The sequence below is a fragment of the Nocardioides sp. TF02-7 genome (assembly GCF_022437945.1).
Lineage (GTDB): Bacteria > Actinomycetota > Actinomycetes > Propionibacteriales > Nocardioidaceae > Nocardioides.
Map to the genome: position 1 here is coordinate 4,288,510 of NZ_CP092535.1, position 17,846 is coordinate 4,306,355.

A 17,846-nucleotide genomic window follows, 5' to 3' on the forward strand; every position below is an offset into this window, starting at 1 on the left:
TCGGTGTCCGGCCCTTGCTCGCCACGGCGACGGGCTCGGGCGATGCCCTAGGGTTGCCGCGTGAGCCAGAGCAGTTCGCCCGCAGTCGAGGCCATCGACCGCCAGATCCTCGAGCTGCTCGCCACGGACGGTCGGATGTCCTACACCGACCTCGGCAAGGCCACCGGCCTGTCGACGTCGGCGGTCCACCAGCGGGTCAAGCGGCTGGAGCAGCGCGGCCTGATCCTCGGCTACGGCGCGACCGTCAACCACGCCGAGATCGGCCTGCCGCTGACGGCGTTCATCGCGATCCGGCCCATCGACCCCTCCCAGCCCGACGACGCCCCGCGGCGGCTCCAGGACATCGCGGAGATCGAGTCCTGCTGGTCGGTCGCCGGCGAGGAGTCCTACATGCTGAAGGTCCGCACACGCGCGCCCTCGGAGCTCGAGGAGCTGCTGGCCCGGATCCGCGCGGCGGCCAACGTGTCGACGCGGACCACGATCGTGCTGCAGACCTACTACGAGAACCGTCCGCTCACCGGCTGACCCGCCCCGAGCGGCCCTGCGCGCCTCAGTGTGCCTGCAGGGCGGCCGTGCGCCGCGACGCCTCGGCGACCTCGGCCGCACGGAGCGCGCTGTCGTCGGTGGCGTGCCGGGCCCACCACTCCCGGCCCGCGGCCGGCAGCGTGTGGATCGGGTCGTAGTACTCGTAGCGGCGCTCCAGCGCGTCCGGGTCGCCCTGCTCGATCGAGGTCAGGTAGTTCTTCGTCCAGTACGAGATCCCGCGCTCGGTGTCGTACTCGGCGACCTGGTGCACCCACCGCTTGCCGACGAACGGCACGTCACACACGATCCGCGGCGTGGCGAATCCGGGCAGGTAGCCCATGAGCTGGTGCTGGAGGTGCTGCGCCTGGGCGACCGAGATCCGCCAGTGCTCGCTGTAGGGGATCAGGTCGCACATGTAGAAGTAGTAGGGCATGATCCGGGCGCCGTCGAGCAGCGCGAAGCACAGGTCGAGCAGCGCGTGCGGATCGGCGTTGACGCCGTCGAGGAGCACGCCCTGGTTGCGCACGTCGCGCAGCCCCGCGTCGAGGAGGGCGCCGGCCGCGGCCGCCACCGACGGGGTCACCGAGCTGGCGTGGTTGGCGTGGGTGTGCACCGCGAGGGGAGACACCCCGCCGGCGGGCGGTCTCGGCCACCCGCCCCACGCCCTCGACGACGTCGGGCTGCGACCAGTGCTGCGGCAGGCCGATCAGCGCCTTCGTCGCGAGCCGGATGTCGCGGATGTTGTCGATCGCCAGCAGCGACTCCAGGAACGCCTCCAGCCGCGGCCACGGCATGTTCGCGACGTCGCCACCGGAGACCACCACGTCGCGCACCGTGGGGGTGCGGCGCAGGTAGTCGAGCATCGACTCGAGGCGGTCGCCCGGCTTCGCGACGAACTTGAGCTTGTCGACCGTCGGCGTCGAGTTGCCCACGAGGTCCATCCGGGTGCAGTGGCCGCAGTACTGCGGGCACGTCGGGAGCAGCTCGGCGAGCACCTTGGTCGGGTAGCGGTGCGTGAGGCCCTCGGCCACCCACATGTCGTGCTCGTGCAGCGAGTCGCGGGTGGCGTGGGGGGTGGGAGGGCCAGTCGGTGCGCCGGTCGGAGAACACGGGCAGCATGTAGCGGCGGATCGGGTCGGCGTAGAAGGCGTCGGTCAGCGAGCCGGGACCGGAGGGACGCACGTGCGGCACCATCGTGTTGAGCATCTGCGGCGGCACCAGCATCGACATCGTCGCCCGCTCCGCCTGGTCACGCTCGAGGTCGGTGAAGAACCGGTCGTCGACGAGGTCGCCGAGGAGGTCCGCGCAGCTGCCGGAGGTTCTTCACGCAGTGGGCGCGCTGCCACTGCACCGACGCCCAGTCCGCGGCGGTCACGTCGCGCCACCCGGGGAACCGGGTCCAGTCGGGCTCGACCAGCTCGACCTGCCGGTAGGGGTAGGGCTGGCCGGCCGCGACGGCGGCGTTCTCGGTCATCGGTGCACTCCTCTCCCGCCGGGGTGTCGTTTGTGTCACATCCCGACTCGGTGCCAGACTACGTGAAGATCATCCGGTCGCAAGATTGCGACACCGGAGAATTTCCTGCCGACTGACATGGAGGCCGTGTGTCGACGGTGACCCAGCACAGCGATCCGACGGGCCTGCACCGCGTGCTCGACGAGCACCGGGTCCTGCCCCAGGCCGCGGAGCGGCTCGACACCCGGCCGGAGCTCTGGCCCGACGAGGTGCGGGTGCGGGTCGAGCGGCTCAACCTCGACGCGGCGTCGTTCCGCCAGCTCGAGCAGGCCCACGGGGGGCGACGGCGCCGCCGTCCGGCGGGCCGTGCTCGACATCGTCGCCGCCCGGGGCAAGATGCAGAACCCGGTGACCGGCTCCGGCGGCATGCTGGTCGGGGTGGTCGAGGAGGTGGGCCCCGACTCGCCGCTCGGGCTCCGGGTGGGCCAGCGCGTGGCCACCCTGGTGTCGCTGACCCTCACCCCGCTGGTGGTCACCGACGGTCTGGCCCGGTGGGACGGGCGCTCCGAGCAGGTGCCGTGCGAGGGATACGCCGTGCTGTTCGGCCGGTCGATCGCGGCCGTGCTGCCCGACGACCTCCCGACCGCGCTGAGCCTCGCGGTCATGGACGTCTGCGGCGCACCCGCCCTGACCTCCCGCGTGGTCCGGCAGCACGACGCCCCGGTGGTCGCCGTGGTGGGCGGAGCAGGCAAGTCGGGCAGCCTCAGCCTCGCCGCCGCCCGGCGCGCGGGCGCCCGGCGGACCATCGGCGTGGTGCCCGTCGACGCCGAGGCGCGCCGGCTGCGCGCGGCCGGCCTGGCGGACGAGGTGGTGGTGGCCGACGCCCGCGACCCGGTCGGACTGCGCGACGCGGTCGCGGCCGCCGGGGGCCCGGCAGACGTCACGGTGGTCTGCGTGGACGTGCCGGGGTGCGAGGGCGGAGCGGTCCTCGCGACGGCCGACGGCGGCACGGTGGTCTTCTTCTCGATGGCGACGTCGTTCCCGGCCGCCGCGCTCGGCGCGGAGGGCCTGGCCGCCGACGTGACGATGCTCGTCGGCAACGGCTACGTGCCCGGCCACAGCGACCTGGCGCTCGACCTGGTCCGCACCGAACCCGGCGTACGCCGGCTCCTCGAGGAGCGTCTCTCGTGAACCGCAAGCTCGACCTCGACCCCGTGACCGTCCGGAAGGCCCGGTCGCTCGCCCGCCGGGCGGGCCGGCCCATCGTGCGGCTTGCGCAGCAGCACACGACCGTCTCGGTCGAGCGCGCCACCCTGCGCCTGGCCGGGCTCGGCGGCGCGGACGCCGAGGGCACGCCGTGGGTCAACCGGCTGCTCGACGCCGTCCGGGCCGACGTCGACCTGGCGCACGGCGTCACGCTCCCCGTCTGGGATGCGCTGGCGCGGAGGGAGGCCGAGGACCTGCTCACGCTCGCGCAGAAGGCGTCGGCGGGGTCGGTGCGGTTCCGGGTCCCGGAGGGCCGCGAGGCCACCCGCGCGCGCAGCGCAGCGCGCCGCGACGTCGGGGCGGGCATCCGCACCGTCGACCGCCGGCGCAAGGAGCGCGACCGCCTCATCCGGCGGCACGGGGACGCGCCCCGGCAGCCCTGGATCTACCTCATCGTCGCGACCGGCGACATCCACGAGGACATCCCGCAGGCCCAGGCGGCGGCACGCGAGGGAGCCGACGTGATCGCCGTGATCAGGTCGACCGGCCAGAGCCTGCTCGACTTCGTGCCCGAGGGAGCGACCCGGGAGGGCTTCGCCGGGACCTACGCGACCCAGGAGAACTTCCGGCTGATGCGGGCCGCGCTCGACGAGTCGAGCCGGGAGCTCGGCCGCTACGTGCGGCTCACCAACTACGCCAGCGGCCTCTGCATGCCCGAGATCGCGGCGCTCGCGGGCCTCGAGCGGCTCGACATGATGCTCAACGACTCGATGTACGGGATCCTGTTCCGCGACATCAACCCGGTCCGCACCTTCGTCGACCAGCGGTTCAGCCGCCAGGTGCACGCCCGGGCCGGCATCATCATCAACACCGGCGAGGACAACTACCTGACCACCGCCGACGCGGTCGAGGCCGCGCACACGGTCACCACCAGCCAGCTGCTCAACGAGTACTTCGCCAAGGAGGCAGGGCTCGAGGACTGGCAGCTCGGGCTGGGCCACGCGTTCGAGATCGACCCCGCCGTGCCCGAGTCGTTCCGGCTGGAGCTGGCGCACGCGCTCCTGGCGCGCGAGCTGTTCCCCAAGGCGCCGCTGAAGTGGATGCCCCCCGACGCGGCACATGACGGGCGACGTGTTCCGCGGCTACCTGCTCGACGGGTTCTTCAACCTCGCCGGTGCGATGACCGGCCAGGGGATCCTGCTGGTCGGGATGATGACCGAGGCGGTCGTCACCCCGTGGCTGTCCGACCGCGACCTGGCGCTGCAGAACGTCCGCTACGTGCTCGACGCCGCAGGCGGCCTGCGCGAGGACTTCCACCCCGCGCCCGAGGGCCTGATCGCGACCCGCGCCCGCCAGGTGCTCGGCGAGGCCGTCGACCTCCTCGAGCGGATCGCCGACGAGGGACTGCTCGACGCCATCGCCGACGGCACCTTCGGCCTCATGCGACGACCCGCCGACGGCGGCAAGGGCCTCGACGGGGTGGCCCGCAGGTCCGATGCCTACTACAACCCGGCCACCGAGATCCTGGAGGAGTCATGAGCACCTTGGTCCTCCCGTACGGCGACACGACCGGCGACGGGATGGTGCAGGTGAGCTTCACGCTGCCGGTCCCGCACTCCAAGCGGGCCGAGGGCGCCGCCCAGCAGCTGGCGGCCAAGATGGGGATCGACCCCGCGCTGGTGGTGCACGCGAAGCCGATGGGTCCGGACTTCACGTTCTTCGTGGTCTACGGGCGCGTCAACCACCTCGTCGACCTGGACGCGGTCGAGGTGGTCGAGCGTGACTACCCGCTGCTCACGCCGAAGGAGGTCAACGCCGCCGTCAAGCGCATGCTGCGGCGCCGGCTGGTGGTCATCGGCGCGTGCATCGGGACCGACGCCCACACCGTCGGCATCGACGCGATCCTCAACATCAAGGGGTTCGCGGGGGAGAAGGGGCTCGAGTACTACCGGGAGGTCAAGGTGGTCAACCTCGGCGCCCAGGTGTCGGTGCCCCACCTGGTCGACCGGGCCGTGGCCGAGCGGGCCGACGCCGTGCTGGTCTCCCAGGTCGTGACCCAGCGCGACGCCCACCTGCTCAACACCCGCGAGATGGCCGCCGCGTTCCGCGAGGCCTTCCCGCCGGAGCGGCGTCCGCTGCTGGTGGTGGGCGGCCCGCGGTTCGACGAGGGGATGGCCGAGGACCTCGGCGTCGACCGGATCTTCGGGCGGGGCACGACACCGGGGGAGGTGGCGAGCTATCTCGTCCACCGGATCGCGGGGTCGGCGAGGATGGCGTCGTGACCGCCGAGGTGGGGGCCCGGGCGACCCAGCGCCGCTACGTGCCCTACTCCCACGCTCACTACGCCGGCGACCTCGTCGACGGCGCCTACGGCCTGGCGCTCTTCGGCGACGTCGCCACCGAGCTGTGCATCCGCACCGACGGCGACGAGGGGCTCTTCGCCTCCTACTCCGACGTGCAGTTCCTCGCGCCGGTCCGGGCGGGCGACGTGGTGGAGGCGACGGCCGAGCTGATCCGGGTGGGCAACCGCTCGCGGGTCATGGCCTTCGCGCTGGTCGTGGTGGCGCGCGGCGGCGCGACCGAGGAGCGGCCGGGCGCGGCCGCGCTCCTCGACCCACCGCTGGTCGCGACCACGGCGACCGGCACCGTCGTCGTCCCCGGATGACCAGTTGCTCCGGCGTGCCGCAAGCGACACGCCGGACCGGTCTGAGATTTTCGCGGGTTTTCCTGCCCGACGCACCCCGGCCTGACCTGCGACGACGCGCGTCTGCGCAGGTCAGCCGGTGGTTGACACTCGTGGTGAGGCTCGTCAGAGTACGTGACCGATCGCTCGTGCAGGTCGAGGAAGGCGGACCGACGTCCGAGTGGCCGACGACGGCGGTGTCGCGCCAATGCCGCCCGTCACGGTTCGCGGAGGTCGGTTCGCCCCTCGAGAGCGACACGGAAGGGCCCCGGTCCCCCCTAGACAACGTCCCCGCGCCGGCCGCCAGTCGGTGGTGGGGATGGTCCGAAGGCGACCGGGGCCCTTCCGTTGCCCGACCACCGGCGCACTGGGGCCGCTGACTACGCTCGGACCGTGCTGGTGCGCCTCCTCCTCGCGATCGCCGGCGGACTGGCGCTGACCGCGGCGTACGAGCCGCTGACGCTCGCCCCGCTGGTCCTGGTCGGGCCCGCGTGCTTCGCGCTCGCCACCCACGGGCTGTCGGTGCCCCGTGCGGGCCTGGTGGGGCTGGCCTTCGGCGTCGCGTTCTACTTCACCCACATCTACTGGATGCGCACCGCCCCCGGGCAGGACGCGTGGTTGGCGCTGTCGACCGCGGAGGCGCTGTTCTACGGTGCTGTCGGGCTCTGCGTGCCGCTCCTGACCAGGCTGCCGGCGTGGCCGGTCTGGCTGGCGGCCACGTGGGCGGCGATGGAGGGCATCCGCAGCACCTGGCCGTTCAGCGGGATGCCGTGGGGCCGGCTGTCGTTCGCCGTCGCCGACACCCCGCTCGCCCCGGCGCTCGCGTACGTCGGCATGACCGGGTTGTCGTTCCTGCTCGCGCTGCTGTCGTTCCTCCTGGCCCGGGCGGTGCTCGACCGCGGCGGCCTGGTGCGGATCGCGCCGCCGGTCGTCCTCGCGGCGCTGCTGCTGGTGCCCGCCGTCGCGCCGTACGAGCTCGCCGAGGACGGCTCCGCCGTGGTCGCGGCCGTGCAGGGGGACGTGCCCGGCCCCGGTGACGACATCCTCTGGGACCACCGGGGGGTCACCCGCAACCACGTCGAGGCCACCACCGGCCTCGCCGACGACGTCGCCGCCGGCCGGGCCCCGCAACCGGACTTCGTGCTGTGGCCGGAGAACACCACGGCCGTCGACCCGTTCTCCGACGCCGACGTGAACGGCGGGATCCGGGAGGCGGTCGACGCGATCGGCGTCCCGGTCGTGGTCGGCGGCCTGGTCGACGACGGGCCCGACCACGTGCTCAACCAGGGGATCGTCTGGGACCCGGTGTCCGGGCCCGGCGACCGCTACACGAAGAAGCACCCGGTGGCCTACGGGGAGTACATCCCCTACCGCCGCTACTGGGACCCGGGCTTCGGCGACCTGGCGCAGATCCGCCGGGACATGAAGGCCGGCACGCGGGAGGAGCCGCTGCGGGTGGCGGGGGATCGAGGTGGCCGACGCCATCTGCTTCGACGTCGCCTACGACGACGTCCTGCGCGACCAAGTCGTGCGCGGCGCCGACCTGCTGACCGTGCAGACCAGCAACGCGATGTTCATCTTCACCGACCAGGTCGACCAGCAGTTCGCCATGACCCGGCTGCGGGCGATCGAGTCCGGGCGCTGGCTGGTCGTGGCGGCCACCAACGGCGTCTCCGGCGTCGTCGCCCCCCGACGGCACCGTCGTGGCCGCCGCGGAGCCTCGCACCACCGAGGTGCTGGTCGAGCGGGTGGGCCTGATGAGCGGGCTCACCCCCGCGACTCGGATCGGGCCCTGGTCCTGGCGGGCACTGACCGGCCTGTCGGTCCTCGGCCTGGTGCTCGGTGCGGTCGCCCATCGGCGGGGGAGGAACCGGGCCCGGGCAGCGGACGAGGCCCAGGAGGCGGCGGTTCCGACGGCCCCGGCACCGAGCGAGGCCCCCGTTGCCTGAGCAGGGACGGGTCGTCATGGTCGTGCCCACCTTCAACGAGGTCGACAACGTCGGGCCGGTCGTGCAGCGGCTCCGGGCGGCCCAGCCGCAGGTCGACGTGCTGGTGGTCGACGACAACTCGCCGGACGGCACCGGCCGGGTGGCCGACGAGCTGGCCGCCGCCGACCCGCAGGTCCACGTCCTCCACCGGACCGCCAAGGGCGGCCTCGGCGCCGCCTACCTCGCCGGCTTCGCCTGGGCGCTCGACGCCGGCTACGACGTCGTCGGCGAGATGGACGCCGACGGCTCCCACCAGCCCGAGCAGCTGCACCGGCTGCTCGAGGCCCTCCCCCGCCGCCGACCTGGTCATCGGGTCGCGCTGGGTCCCGGGCGGAAGCGTCGTGAACTGGCCGTGGTTCCGGGTCGCGCTCTCCCGAGGCGGCAACCTCTACGTGCGGGTGCTGCTGGGCATCGACGTCCGCGACGCCACCGCCGGTTACCGCGTGTTCCGGCGCACGGCGCTGGAGACGATCGACCTCGGCTCGGTGCGGTCGACCGGCTACGTCTTCCAGACCGACCTGGTGACCCGCTGCCTCCGCGCGGGCCTGCGGGTGCGCGAGGTGCCGATCGCGTTCGTCGAGCGCGAGCGCGGCGACTCCAAGATGAGCGGCGCGGTGGCCGTCGAGTCGCTCCAGCGGATCACGCTGTGGGGTCTCCGCGAACGGTGGGGAGCAGGCGCGCCGCCTGCTCCGCCGGCTGGGCCGCCTCGGCCGCCGACCTAGACTCGGTGCGTGAGCACGAGACGTCGGGTGTGGCCGCTGCTGCTGGTCGTGGTCTTCGTCGTGGCGCCGCTCGTCGAGCTCTACGTCCTCATCCAGGTCGGGCAGGTCATCGGCGCGTGGTGGACGATCCTCCTGCTCGTGGTCGCCAGCGTCGTCGGGGCGGTCGTCGTCAAGCGCGAGGGGCGGCGCGCCTGGCAGGCGCTCCAGGACGCGCTGCGCGCCTACCGGCCGCCGACCCGCGAGCTCGCCGACGGTGCGCTCGTCCTCGTCGGCGGAGCGCTCCTGCTCGCGCCCGGGTTCGCGACCGACGCGATCGGCCTCCTGCTGATCCTCCCGCTCACCCGTCCGCTGTTCCGCCGGCTGCTCACGGCGTACGTCGGCTCCCGGGTGACGACGGCGGTCGTCGGGCACCCCGCGAGGGCACGCAACGACCACCGCCGCGGCGACGACGTCGTGCGCGGCGAGGTGGTCGACGACTGAGCCGGCGGGGGAGGGCCGTCAGGCGTTGGCGGCCTTGCGCTTGCGCGCGTTGGCGCGGTGCAGGTGCGCGGGACCGATCTCGCCGCCGCGCAGCAGCTCGAGCCGCTCGGTGAGGATCTCCTCGAGCTCCTTCTCCGAGCGGCGCTCCAGCAGCATGTCCCAGTGGGTGCGCTGCGGCTTCTCGACCTTCTCCTCGCGGGCGATGCCGGCGGTGCTGTCGGCCTCGGCGCCACAGCGGGGGCACTCCCACACCGGCGGGACCTCGGCCTCGACGGACATCGTGATCTCGAACTCGTGCCCGTGGGGGCACCGGTAGCCGACCTGCTGCCGGGCCGCGAACTCGATGCCGCGCTCGTCCTCGAAGGACTGCCCGCCCAGTCGTGCGCCTCGCAACGTGCGCTCAGCCATGATTACCTCCGCCTCACGTGTCCCTGCCCCGCGGGTGCCGGGGCGAGGGCGGTGGGGGCCGCCGGGGGATCTCCCCGGACCGTGCTGACCCGGCACCGCCTGTATCTGTTCAACGCTACCCGCGCCGGAAAGGTTTCAACCGTCCGCAGATCGCGGCTCAGATCACAGCGGGCTGCTGGTTGCCCGCCTCCCGGATGCCGCGCCGGGTGTCGACCTTGAGGAGCAGCAGGCCGCCGACGGCGAAGAAGAAAAATCAGGGCGAAGACGGCCGGCCGGTAGGAGTCGGTGAACTGGTGGACGAGGCCGAAGACGAGGGTGCCGAGCCAGGAGGTGCCGCGGTCCATGGCGTGGTAGAGGCTGAAGTACTCCGCCTCCTTGCCGCGCGGGATGAACAGGGAGAAGTAGGACCGGGCCAGCGCCTGGGTGCCGCCGAGGACCAGCCCGATGCCGGCGCCGAGCGCGAGGAACGGCAGCAGGCTCTTCTCCGGCACGAACCACGCCAGCGTGACCAGCACCATCCACAGCCCGATGCCGCCGAGGATCACCCGCTTGGCGCCGTACCACCGCGCCACCCTGCCGAACGCGAGGGCGCCGAGGACGGCGACGAGCTGGACGAGGAGGTAGGTCGCCAGGACGGTGCTCGTGCTGAACCCCAGCTCCTTCTCCCCGAAGATCGCGGCGGACGCGATGACGGTCTGGATGCCGTCGTTGAAGAACAGGTAGGCGAGGAGGAACGTGAGCGCGACCGGGTAGCCGCGCAGGTCCTGCAGCGTCGCCCACAGCTGCCCGAACGAGCGGGCGAGCAGCCCGCCCTCGACCTCCTCCACGGCGACGGGCGCCCGGTGCCGGATGCCGCGCCAGGGGATGAACGTGAACGCCGCCCACCACACCGCGCCCGACAGCAGGCTGAGCCGCACCGCCATCTCGGTGCTGATCCCGAGGCTGTCGTGGAAGGTGACGACACCGAAGTTGACGGCCAGCAGCAGCACCCCGCCGGCGTACCCGTAGGCCCAGCCGACCGAGGAGACCCGGTCGCGCTCGTGCTCCTCAGAGATGAGGTTGAGCAGGGCGTCGTTGACGACCGTCGAGGCCCCGAAGCAGAGGTTGGCGACGATGAACACGACGCTGCCGAAGACCCAGCTGTCGCCGGTGAGGAAGAACAGCAGGGCGGCGGCCGTGGCGCCGGTCCACGCGAAGCCGGCGAGCAGGTCGGTCTTGCGGGCCGTGCGGTCGGCCATCGCGCCGATCAGCGGGTAGAGGACCGCCCCGAGGATGGTGGAGAAGGTGATGACGTACGACGGCAGGGAGCCGGGGGAGATGGCGAGGCCGAGCAGGTCGATGCTGCCGGTGCAGTCGCGGTCGTCGTCGCTGACGAACCCGCAGGCCGCGCGCTCGGCGACGGTGATCAGGTAAGGCGCGAAGAGGACGCCGGCGATGGTGGTGGCGAAGGCCGAGTTGGCCCAGTCGTAGAAGAACCAGGCGCGTTGCTCGCGGGCCCGCTCCAGCGGACCGAGGTCGGCGATCGGTGGCGTGCTCATCGGGGCTCCCTCCCGTCGCCGACCAGTGTGGCCTACCGGGCGGGGCGGGCCCGCCATTGACCGCGCGCGACCAGCACGTCCTTCAGGAGGTCGGTGCGGTCGGTGAACAGGCCGTCGACGCCGCGGTCGAGCAGCTCCTCCATCTCGGCGGGGTCGTCGACCGTCCACACGTGCACCTGCTTGCCCGCCGCGTGCGCCCGTCGTACGAACCCCGGGGTGACCACCCGCAGCGGGCCCCGGCGGTGCGGCACCTGGAGGGCCGCGAAGTCGCGACCGGCCAGGCGGGCCGCGAGCCGGGCGCTCGGCAGCAGCCGGAAGGCGAGGATCTCCCCAGGGGTGGGCGGCGGTCGGGACCCGGCCGCCGGTGAGCCGGCGGAACCGCCGGACCCGGGCGGGGGAGAAGGACCCGACCAGCACCCGGTCCCAGAGGTCGCGCTCCCGGACGAACGCCGCGAGGGCGTCGACCGCCCCGGCGGACTTGATGTCGATGTTGACGCGCGCCTCGGGGAACGCGTCCACGATGTCGGCGAGGGTCGGGATCTCCTCGCGGCCCGCGATCCGCGCCCGGCGGATCTCGGCCAGCGTGAGCTCGGCGACGGCGCCCATCCGGTCGGTGACCCGGTCGAGCACGGCGTCGTGGAACGCCAGGAGGACGCCGTCCTGGGTCACGTGGACGTCGGTCTCCAGGTAGTCGTACCCGAGGGCGGCGGCGTGGCGGAACGCCGACAGGGTGTTCTCCAGCCCCTCGATCTCGGGGTGGTAGGCCCCGCCACGGTGGGCGAAGGCGAGAATCCGTCCCTGCTCGAGGTACATCCGGCTCAGATGTCGCGGAAGGTCTCGATCTCGGCGCCCAGCGAGCCGAGCCGCTCCGCGAGGTCCTCGTAGCCGCGGTGGATGACGTAGGTGCCGCGCAGCACCGACGTGCCCTTGCTGGCCAGCATCGCCAGCAGGACCACGACCGCCGGACGGAGCGCCGGCGGGCACATCAGCTCGGCGCCGGTCCACGAGGTCGGGCCCTCGATCATGATCCGGTGCGGGTCGAGCAGGCTCACCCGGCCGCCCAGCTTGTTGAGGTCGGTGAGGTAGATCGCCCGGTTGTCGTAGACCCAGTCGTGGAGGTAGGTCTGCCCGTGGGCGACGGCGGCGATGACCGCGAAGAACGGGAGGTTGTCGATGTTGAGGCCGGGGAACGGCATCGGGTGGATCTTGTCGCGGGGCGCGACCAGCTCCGAGGGCAGCGTGCGGACGTCGACCAGGCGGGTGCGGCCGTTGGCGGCGACGTACTCCTCGGAGAGCTCGTAGCGGAACCCCATCTCCTCCAGCACAGCGAGCTCGATCTCCAGGAACTCGATCGGGGCGCGCCGGATCGTGATCTCCGACTTGGTGACGATCGCGGCCGCGAGCAGCGACATCGCCTCGATCGGGTCCTCGCTGGGCGAGTAGTCCACGTCGACGTCGATGGACTCCTTGCCGGTGACGGTCAGCGTGGTGGTGCCGACCCCCCTCGACCTGGACGCCGAGCGCCTGGAGGTAGAAGCAGAGGTCCTGGACCATGTAGTTGGACGAGGCGTTGCGGATGACGGTCGTGCCGGGGTGCAGGGCGGCGGCCATCAGCGCGTTCTCGGTGACCGTGTCGCCGCGCTCGGTGAGCACGATCGGGCGGCCCGGCACGATCGCCCGGTCGACGCGCCCGTGGTACCAGCCGTCGCTCGCCTTGACCTCGAGGCCGAACGGCCGGAGCGCGGACATGTGCGGCTCGACGGTGCGGGTGCCGAGGTTGCAGCCGCCGGCGTAGGGCAGCTCGAAGGAGTCCGAGCGGTGGAGCAGCGGGCCGAGGAACATCAGCACCGAGCGGGTACGCCGCGCGGCGACCTCGTCGATCCGGGTGAGGTCGAGCTCGCGCGGGGGCACGATCTCGAGGTCGTTGTCCTCGTTGATCCAGCGCGTCTGGACGCCGAGGCTGCCGAGCACCTCGAGCAGCCGGTTGACCTCCTCGATCCGGGCGACCTTTCGGAGCGTCGTACGGCCGCGGTTGAGCAGCGAGGCGCACAGCAGCGCTACCCCGGCGTTCTTCGACGTCTTGACGTCGATGCTCCCCGAGAGCGTCGTCGGGCCCTTGACCCGCAGGTGGGTCGGGCCGGCGCCGAGCGCGACGATCTCGGAGTCGAGCGCGCTGCCGATCCGGGCGATCATCTCCAGGGACAGGTTCTGGTGCCCCTTCTCGATCCGGTTGATCGCGCTCTGGCTGGTGCCGAGCCGGCCGGCGAGCTGGGCCTGGGTGAGGCCGCGGTGCTTGCGGGCATCACGGATGAGGTTGCCGATCCGACCCTTGTAGTCGACTTCGCCGTGCTCGAGGTGGCTGGTGACCGTCATGCTACGACGGTAACTCATATATGAGATATCGCAAGCCGGGGCGGCCCGCGGCGCGTCACCAGGGTACGGCAGGATGGTCGCCATGCGTGCCACCACGATCCACGGCCCCCGCGACATCCGGGTCGAGGACGTCCCCGATCCCCGCGTCGAGCAGCCGACGGACGCGGTCGTGCGGGTCGTCGCCGGCTGCGTCTGCGGCTCCGACCTGTGGCCCTACCGCGGCGAGAACCGGATCCGGCCCGGCGCGACGATCGGGCACGAGTGCGTCGGCGTGGTCGAGGAGGTCGGCGCCGACGTACGCCGGTTCCGGCCCGGCGACTTCGTGGTCGTGCCGTTCTGCCACTGCGACGGCACCTGCCCGCACTGCGCGGCCGGCGTGCAGTCGGCGTGCACCAACCTCGGCATGACGGTCAGCGGGCAGGCCGAGTACGCGCGGGTCACGCAGGCCGACGGGAGCCTGGTCGCCACCGACGGCGTGCCCGACGACGCCCTGCTTCCCTCGCTGCTCACGCTCAGCGACGTGATGCCGACCGGGTGGCACGCCGCCGTGTGCGCCGGCGTGCGCGAGGGCGGCTCGGTGGTGGTCGTCGGCGACGGCGCGGTCGGGCTCTGCGGCGTCCTGGCCGCGTCGGCGATGGGTGCCGAGACCATCGTGGCGATGTCGCGCCACGAGTCGCGACAGGTCCTCGCGAAGGACTTCGGCGCCACCCACCTGGTCGCCGCGCGGGGTGAGGAGGGCGTGGCGGAGGTCATGGAGGTCACCGGGGGAGTGGGCGCCGACGCCGTCCTGGAGTGCGTGGGCACCGGCCAGGCGATGGACACGGCGTTCTCCGTCGCCCGTCCCGGTGCGACGGTCGGCTTCGTCGGGGGTGCCGCACGGCGTCGAGCTGCCGGTGCGCCGGATGTTCCAGCGCAACGTCGGCCTCCGCGGCGGGATGGCACCGGTCCGGCGCTACCTGCCCGAGCTGCTCGACCTGGTGCTCGACGGCCGGATCGACCCGGGCAAGGTCTTCGACGCCACGATGCCGCTCGACGAAGCGGCCGAGGCCTACCGGGCGATGGACGAGCGGCGTGCGATCAAGGTGCTGCTCCGCCCCTGACGGCACTACCCGGCGGACCGGGTGGACCCGACGTCCTGGTCGCTCGTGGGCCGGTCGGGGTCGCCGTCGCCGTGCTCGACCGGCGCCTCGCGCAGCACCAGGGTGGTGCCGTCGGCGCTCAGCGTGAGGATCGCCTCGTCGAGGACGGCCCGCGGGCCGGAGCCGAGGAACGCCGTCAGCCAGGCGTCCTGGTCGTGCCGGGCGGGGTCGCACCCCATCTCCGTGCCGCCCATGTCGGTGACGACGAGGGAGCCGTCGTCGGCGTCAGCCGTCCCGAACAGGTGGTTGCAGCCCGTGTCGGCGGAGAGCTCGTCGCCGTCGAACCGCAGCCGCACGGTGGTGCCGGGGACGAGCGCGCGGTCGGGGCTGTCGAGGTCGTCGCCCTCGAAGGCGCGCCCGTCGAGCGCGTCGAGGGTGAGCGCCGCCGGGTCGTCACGGGCCGCGCCGGTGTCGGAGCCGCAACCCGCCAAGAGCGGGAGCGCCGCCGGGAGCAGCAGGGCCGGGAGCACGGGCCGGCGGGGGAGGGGCATGCCGGTCGGACGGGCGCGACCCGCTCGCGGTTCCGCCGCGGACGGGTCATCGTCGAGGAGCGGGGTACCTGCGGTGCATGAGCCAGCACCCCGGTGACGAACGCGTCGAGAGCCGCTCCGAGCTGCTGCCCGAGGAGCAGGCAGCCGGCAGCGAGGTCGAGGAGCGTCAGGCCGAGCAGATCCTCCGCGAGTCCGACGAGCGCACCGAGGACCCCGAACGGACCGGCGACGAGTCCCACCAGACGTCCACCCCGGACGAGCGTCCGGACGGGCGGGCCTGACCCGCGCTCAGGCGGTCCGCGCGTCGGTGGCGCCGGCTGCGGACGCCGCCGACCCCCGCGACCCGGGCCCGCTTCCCGCGCGCCACCTCGGTGCCGAGCGCGTCGAACGCGTGCCCGAGGCCGCCGAGGGGGTCGAGCAGGCCGCCGAGCCAGGCGCGGGCTGCCTCGAGCCCGTCGGCGTCGAGCCGGTAGAGCCGCCGGGCGCCCTCGGGCCGCACCGCGACCAGGCCGGCCTCGCGGAGCACCCGCAGGTGCTGCGACACCGCCGGCTGGGAGATCGGGGAGTGCGCCCGCACGGCGGTCACCACGGCGCCCGCCGACTGCTCGCCGGCCGACAGCACCAGCAGGATCAGCCGGCGTACCGGGTCCCCGAGGGCGTCGAAGGCGTCCACTAACGGTCGGCGCCGTCCTCGGGAGTGCCGCCCTCGGGCCCGGTGGTGTACAAGGCCACCGTCCGCTCGGCCGCAGCGGCGGCCACCGCCGGGTCGTCGCCGTCCGCGGCGGCCGCCTCGCTCCAACCGGCCGCCGCCGTCCGGACGAACTCGGTGCCCTCCGGCGTGAGCGCGAACGAGGCGCCCGCCTCGGGGTCGACCGCCTCCCGCGTCTCCAGGTGCACGCCGAGCCCCATGAGGGCGAGGTCCCACCCGACGCCGACCGCTCCCGGGCCGAACTGCTCCCACATCTCCGGGTCCACCGGCGCCTCGTGGAGGAGCTCCAGGGCCGTCCCGTCACCGTCGGGGAGGAGGCGCACCTCGACCCACGAGACCATCTCGCCGTACTCCCAGGTGACCGCGAACGACGACGGTCGGTCGCAGCGCTCGACCAGCCCGCCGGCGTTGCCCTCGAGCTGGTAGCGGCCGCCGACCTCCAGGTCGCCGCTGACGGGCAGGAACCAGCGGGGCAGCCGCTCGGCGCTGGTGAGCGCGTCCCAGAGGTCGTCCCTGTCCGTCGGGTAGGTGCGGCGGGCGACCGCGACGCGGGTCGCGACGCCGTCGCGGCTGCCGGTGCGCACCTCACGGGTGACGAGGCCCGCGAGCGAGGCGGGATGGGAGATCAGGGACATGGGCGGAGCCTCTCTCATAAGTTGCGGCTTATATATTTCACCGTAGCCGGCGACGCCGCCGCCGGGCAAGAGCCACGAGGGTGCGCGATGATGGCGCCATGGCGGAGGAACCAGGGGCGGCGGAGAGCGCGGTCCGGCCGGAGCGGCTGCGCGACCTCGCGCTGCTGCGCCGGGTGCGCGACCGGATCGACCGCGAGTACGCGCAGCCGCTCGACGTCCCGGCGCTCGCGCGGGGCGTGCACCTGTCGGCGGGCCACCTGAGCCGCGAGTTCAAGCGGGCGTACGGCGAGTCGCCGTACAGCTATCTCATGACGCGCCGCATCGAGCGGGCAATGACACTGCTGCGGCACAGCGAGCTGAGCGTGACCGACGTCTGCTTCCGGGTCGGCTTTTTCCTCCCTCGGCACCTTCAGCACCCGGTTCAGCGAGCTGGTGGGCGTGTCGCCGAGCGGCTACCGCCGACGGGCGGCGGACGCGCCGGTCGACCTGCCGCCGTGCATCGCCAAGCGGGTCACCAGACCGATCAGGAATCGAGAAGCCGGCGCCGCAGCGGCGCCTCTAACGTGACCGGCATGACCGACATCGACATCGCCATCCACGCCAGCTTCCTCCCGCACACCGACCCCGACGCGTCGCTCGCCTTCTACCGCGACGCGCTCGGGTTCGAGGTGCGCAACGACGTCGGGCAGGGCACGATGCGCTGGCTGACCGTCGGCCCGCCCCGCCAGCCCGAGACCAACGTCGTGCTGTACCCGCCGACCGCCGACCCCGGCATCACCGAGGACGAGGGGAAGATGATCGCCGAGATGATGGCCAAGGGCACCTACGCCAGCATCATGCTCGCCTCCAAGGACCTGCAGGCGGTCTTCGACCGGGTGCAGGCGGCCGGCGTCGGCGAGGTCATGCAGGAGCCCACCGACCAGGACTGGGGCAGCCGCGACTGCGCGTTCCGCGACCCCGCCGGCAACACGGTCCGCATCCAGCAGGTCGACTGAGACCGGATGACCACCGCACCGCCGCGCGACCGCGGCACCCGCAGGACCGACGCGCTCGCGACGCTGACGACCCCCGCGATCGACGTCTGGGTCGCCACCGCCTCGCCGGAAGGGACGCCGTACCTCGTGCCCCTGTCGCTGGCGTGGGTGGACGAGCACGTCGTGATCGCGCTCGACCGCACCTCGCGCACCGCACGCAACCTGCTGGCCACGCGCACCGCCCGGCTCGGCGTCGGGCCGACCCGGGACGTCGTCATGATCGACGCCGTCCTCGACCGGGCCGTGGACGTCGACGAGGACGCCGACCTGGGGGAGCGGTACGCCGCGCAGGCCGACTGGGACCCCCGGGGCAGCGCCGGCTACGTGTTCGTCGTGCTCCGGCCCAGCCGCGTGCAGGCCTGGCGCGAGGCCGACGAGATCCCGGGGCGCACGCTGATGCGCGACGGCGCCTGGCTCGGCTGAGGAGGACGCCATGTGCATGAGGGGCCTGCGCGAGCACCT

The 17,846-nt window shown here is 73.1% G+C and carries 17 protein-coding genes and 6 pseudogenes; 13 read left to right on the forward strand and 10 right to left on the reverse strand.

Going from position 1 to position 17,846, the window contains the following annotated elements:
• Positions 1 to 60 precede the first annotated feature (60 nt).
• Positions 61 to 525: an Lrp/AsnC family transcriptional regulator gene (locus MF408_RS22300; protein ID WP_275693267.1), complete on the forward strand. Its 465-nt coding sequence runs from the start codon at positions 61 to 63 to the stop codon at positions 523 to 525.
• 25 nt (positions 526 to 550) lie between these two features.
• Here MF408_RS22300 and MF408_RS22305 read toward each other — a convergent pair whose 3' ends face one another.
• Both MF408_RS22305 and MF408_RS22310 read right to left on the reverse strand, forming a co-directional pair.
• Complete coding sequence (locus MF408_RS22305) at positions 551 to 1,153, reverse strand: hypothetical protein (protein WP_240249458.1); 603 nt, start codon at positions 1,151 to 1,153, stop codon at positions 551 to 553.
• Positions 1,154 to 1,774: 621 nt separating this feature from the next.
• Positions 1,775 to 1,999, reverse strand: a complete 225-nt coding sequence (locus tag MF408_RS22310) for a hypothetical protein (protein ID WP_240249459.1) — start codon at positions 1,997 to 1,999, stop codon at positions 1,775 to 1,777.
• A gap of 345 nt (positions 2,000 to 2,344) precedes the next feature.
• Between MF408_RS22310 and MF408_RS22315 the strand changes: the two genes are divergently transcribed.
• From MF408_RS22315 to MF408_RS22345, 8 genes and pseudogenes are all read left to right on the forward strand, one after another.
• The gene (locus MF408_RS22315; RefSeq protein ID WP_240249460.1) at positions 2,345 to 3,169 is read left to right on the forward strand and encodes an L-erythro-3,5-diaminohexanoate dehydrogenase; all 825 of its coding nucleotides are present in this window, start codon (positions 2,345 to 2,347) and stop codon (positions 3,167 to 3,169) included.
• Between the two features lie 23 nt (positions 3,170 to 3,192).
• Positions 3,193 to 4,227 (forward strand): annotated as a pseudogene (locus MF408_RS22320) (lysine 5,6-aminomutase subunit alpha); the annotation flags it as partial.
• Between the two features lie 76 nt (positions 4,228 to 4,303).
• Positions 4,304 to 4,723 (forward strand): lysine 5,6-aminomutase subunit alpha, encoded by a 420-nt coding sequence (locus tag MF408_RS26125; RefSeq protein WP_275693520.1) that lies wholly within the window; start codon positions 4,304 to 4,306, stop codon positions 4,721 to 4,723.
• Positions 4,720 to 5,466 (forward strand): OAM dimerization domain-containing protein, encoded by a 747-nt coding sequence (locus MF408_RS22325; RefSeq protein WP_275693521.1) that lies wholly within the window; start codon positions 4,720 to 4,722, stop codon positions 5,464 to 5,466. The genes MF408_RS26125 and MF408_RS22325 overlap by 4 nt, the downstream gene beginning before the upstream one ends.
• Positions 5,463 to 5,849, forward strand: a complete 387-nt coding sequence (locus MF408_RS22330; RefSeq protein ID WP_240249461.1) for a hotdog domain-containing protein — start codon at positions 5,463 to 5,465, stop codon at positions 5,847 to 5,849. The genes MF408_RS22325 and MF408_RS22330 overlap by 4 nt, the downstream gene beginning before the upstream one ends.
• Before the next feature lie 411 nt (positions 5,850 to 6,260).
• Complete coding sequence (locus MF408_RS22335) at positions 6,261 to 7,625, forward strand: apolipoprotein N-acyltransferase (RefSeq protein WP_240249462.1); 1,365 nt, start codon at positions 6,261 to 6,263, stop codon at positions 7,623 to 7,625.
• 207 nt (positions 7,626 to 7,832) lie between these two features.
• Positions 7,833 to 8,577, forward strand: a pseudogene (locus MF408_RS22340) (polyprenol monophosphomannose synthase).
• Positions 8,578 to 8,586: 9 nt separating this feature from the next.
• A complete protein-coding gene (locus MF408_RS22345) occupies positions 8,587 to 9,057 on the forward strand; it encodes an FxsA family protein (protein WP_240249463.1) in 471 nt (156 codons plus the stop codon).
• A gap of 18 nt (positions 9,058 to 9,075) precedes the next feature.
• Here the strand turns inward: MF408_RS22345 and MF408_RS22350 are convergent, their stop codons facing one another.
• The 5 genes and pseudogenes from MF408_RS22350 to MF408_RS22365 form a co-directional block, all read right to left on the reverse strand.
• The gene (locus MF408_RS22350; RefSeq protein WP_240249464.1) at positions 9,076 to 9,465 is read right to left on the reverse strand and encodes an RNA polymerase-binding protein RbpA; all 390 of its coding nucleotides are present in this window, start codon (positions 9,463 to 9,465) and stop codon (positions 9,076 to 9,078) included.
• 2 nt (positions 9,466 to 9,467) lie between these two features.
• Entirely contained in the window at positions 9,468 to 11,060 is a 1,593-nt protein-coding gene (locus tag MF408_RS22355) for an MFS transporter (RefSeq protein ID WP_345893971.1), read from the reverse strand.
• Positions 11,036 to 11,254: a glycerophosphodiester phosphodiesterase family protein gene (locus tag MF408_RS27350; protein WP_345893972.1), complete on the reverse strand. Its 219-nt coding sequence runs from the start codon at positions 11,252 to 11,254 to the stop codon at positions 11,036 to 11,038. The genes MF408_RS22355 and MF408_RS27350 overlap by 25 nt, the downstream gene beginning before the upstream one ends.
• A gap of 175 nt (positions 11,255 to 11,429) precedes the next feature.
• Positions 11,430 to 11,816: pseudogene (locus tag MF408_RS27355) on the reverse strand (glycerophosphodiester phosphodiesterase family protein); the annotation flags it as partial.
• Positions 11,817 to 11,821: 5 nt separating this feature from the next.
• Positions 11,822 to 13,376: pseudogene (locus MF408_RS22365) on the reverse strand (UDP-N-acetylglucosamine 1-carboxyvinyltransferase).
• Between the two features lie 82 nt (positions 13,377 to 13,458).
• Here MF408_RS22365 and MF408_RS22370 point away from each other — a divergent pair.
• Positions 13,459 to 14,476, forward strand: a pseudogene (locus tag MF408_RS22370) (zinc-dependent alcohol dehydrogenase family protein).
• 5 nt (positions 14,477 to 14,481) lie between these two features.
• Here MF408_RS22370 and MF408_RS22375 read toward each other — a convergent pair.
• The 3 genes from MF408_RS22375 to MF408_RS22385 form a co-directional block, all read right to left on the reverse strand.
• Positions 14,482 to 15,006: an META domain-containing protein gene (locus MF408_RS22375; protein WP_240249466.1), complete on the reverse strand. Its 525-nt coding sequence runs from the start codon at positions 15,004 to 15,006 to the stop codon at positions 14,482 to 14,484.
• Between the two features lie 166 nt (positions 15,007 to 15,172).
• Positions 15,173 to 15,679, reverse strand: a complete 507-nt coding sequence (locus MF408_RS22380; RefSeq protein ID WP_240249467.1) for a metalloregulator ArsR/SmtB family transcription factor — start codon at positions 15,677 to 15,679, stop codon at positions 15,173 to 15,175.
• The gene (locus MF408_RS22385) at positions 15,679 to 16,350 is read right to left on the reverse strand and encodes an SRPBCC family protein (protein ID WP_240249468.1); all 672 of its coding nucleotides are present in this window, start codon (positions 16,348 to 16,350) and stop codon (positions 15,679 to 15,681) included. Before MF408_RS22385 ends, MF408_RS22380 begins: the two co-directional genes overlap by 1 nt.
• Before the next feature lie 98 nt (positions 16,351 to 16,448).
• On the opposite strand from MF408_RS22385, the pseudogene MF408_RS22390 reads away from it, so the two are divergent.
• From MF408_RS22390 to MF408_RS22400, 3 genes and pseudogenes are all read left to right on the forward strand, one after another.
• Positions 16,449 to 16,917, forward strand: a pseudogene (locus MF408_RS22390) (helix-turn-helix transcriptional regulator).
• Positions 16,845 to 17,345: a VOC family protein gene (locus tag MF408_RS22395; RefSeq protein ID WP_345893793.1), complete on the forward strand. Its 501-nt coding sequence runs from the start codon at positions 16,845 to 16,847 to the stop codon at positions 17,343 to 17,345. Before MF408_RS22390 ends, MF408_RS22395 begins: the two are co-directional and overlap by 73 nt.
• A gap of 6 nt (positions 17,346 to 17,351) precedes the next feature.
• The gene (locus tag MF408_RS22400) at positions 17,352 to 17,807 is read left to right on the forward strand and encodes a pyridoxamine 5'-phosphate oxidase family protein (protein WP_240249470.1); all 456 of its coding nucleotides are present in this window, start codon (positions 17,352 to 17,354) and stop codon (positions 17,805 to 17,807) included.
• The last annotated feature ends 39 nt before the right edge of the window (positions 17,808 to 17,846 follow it).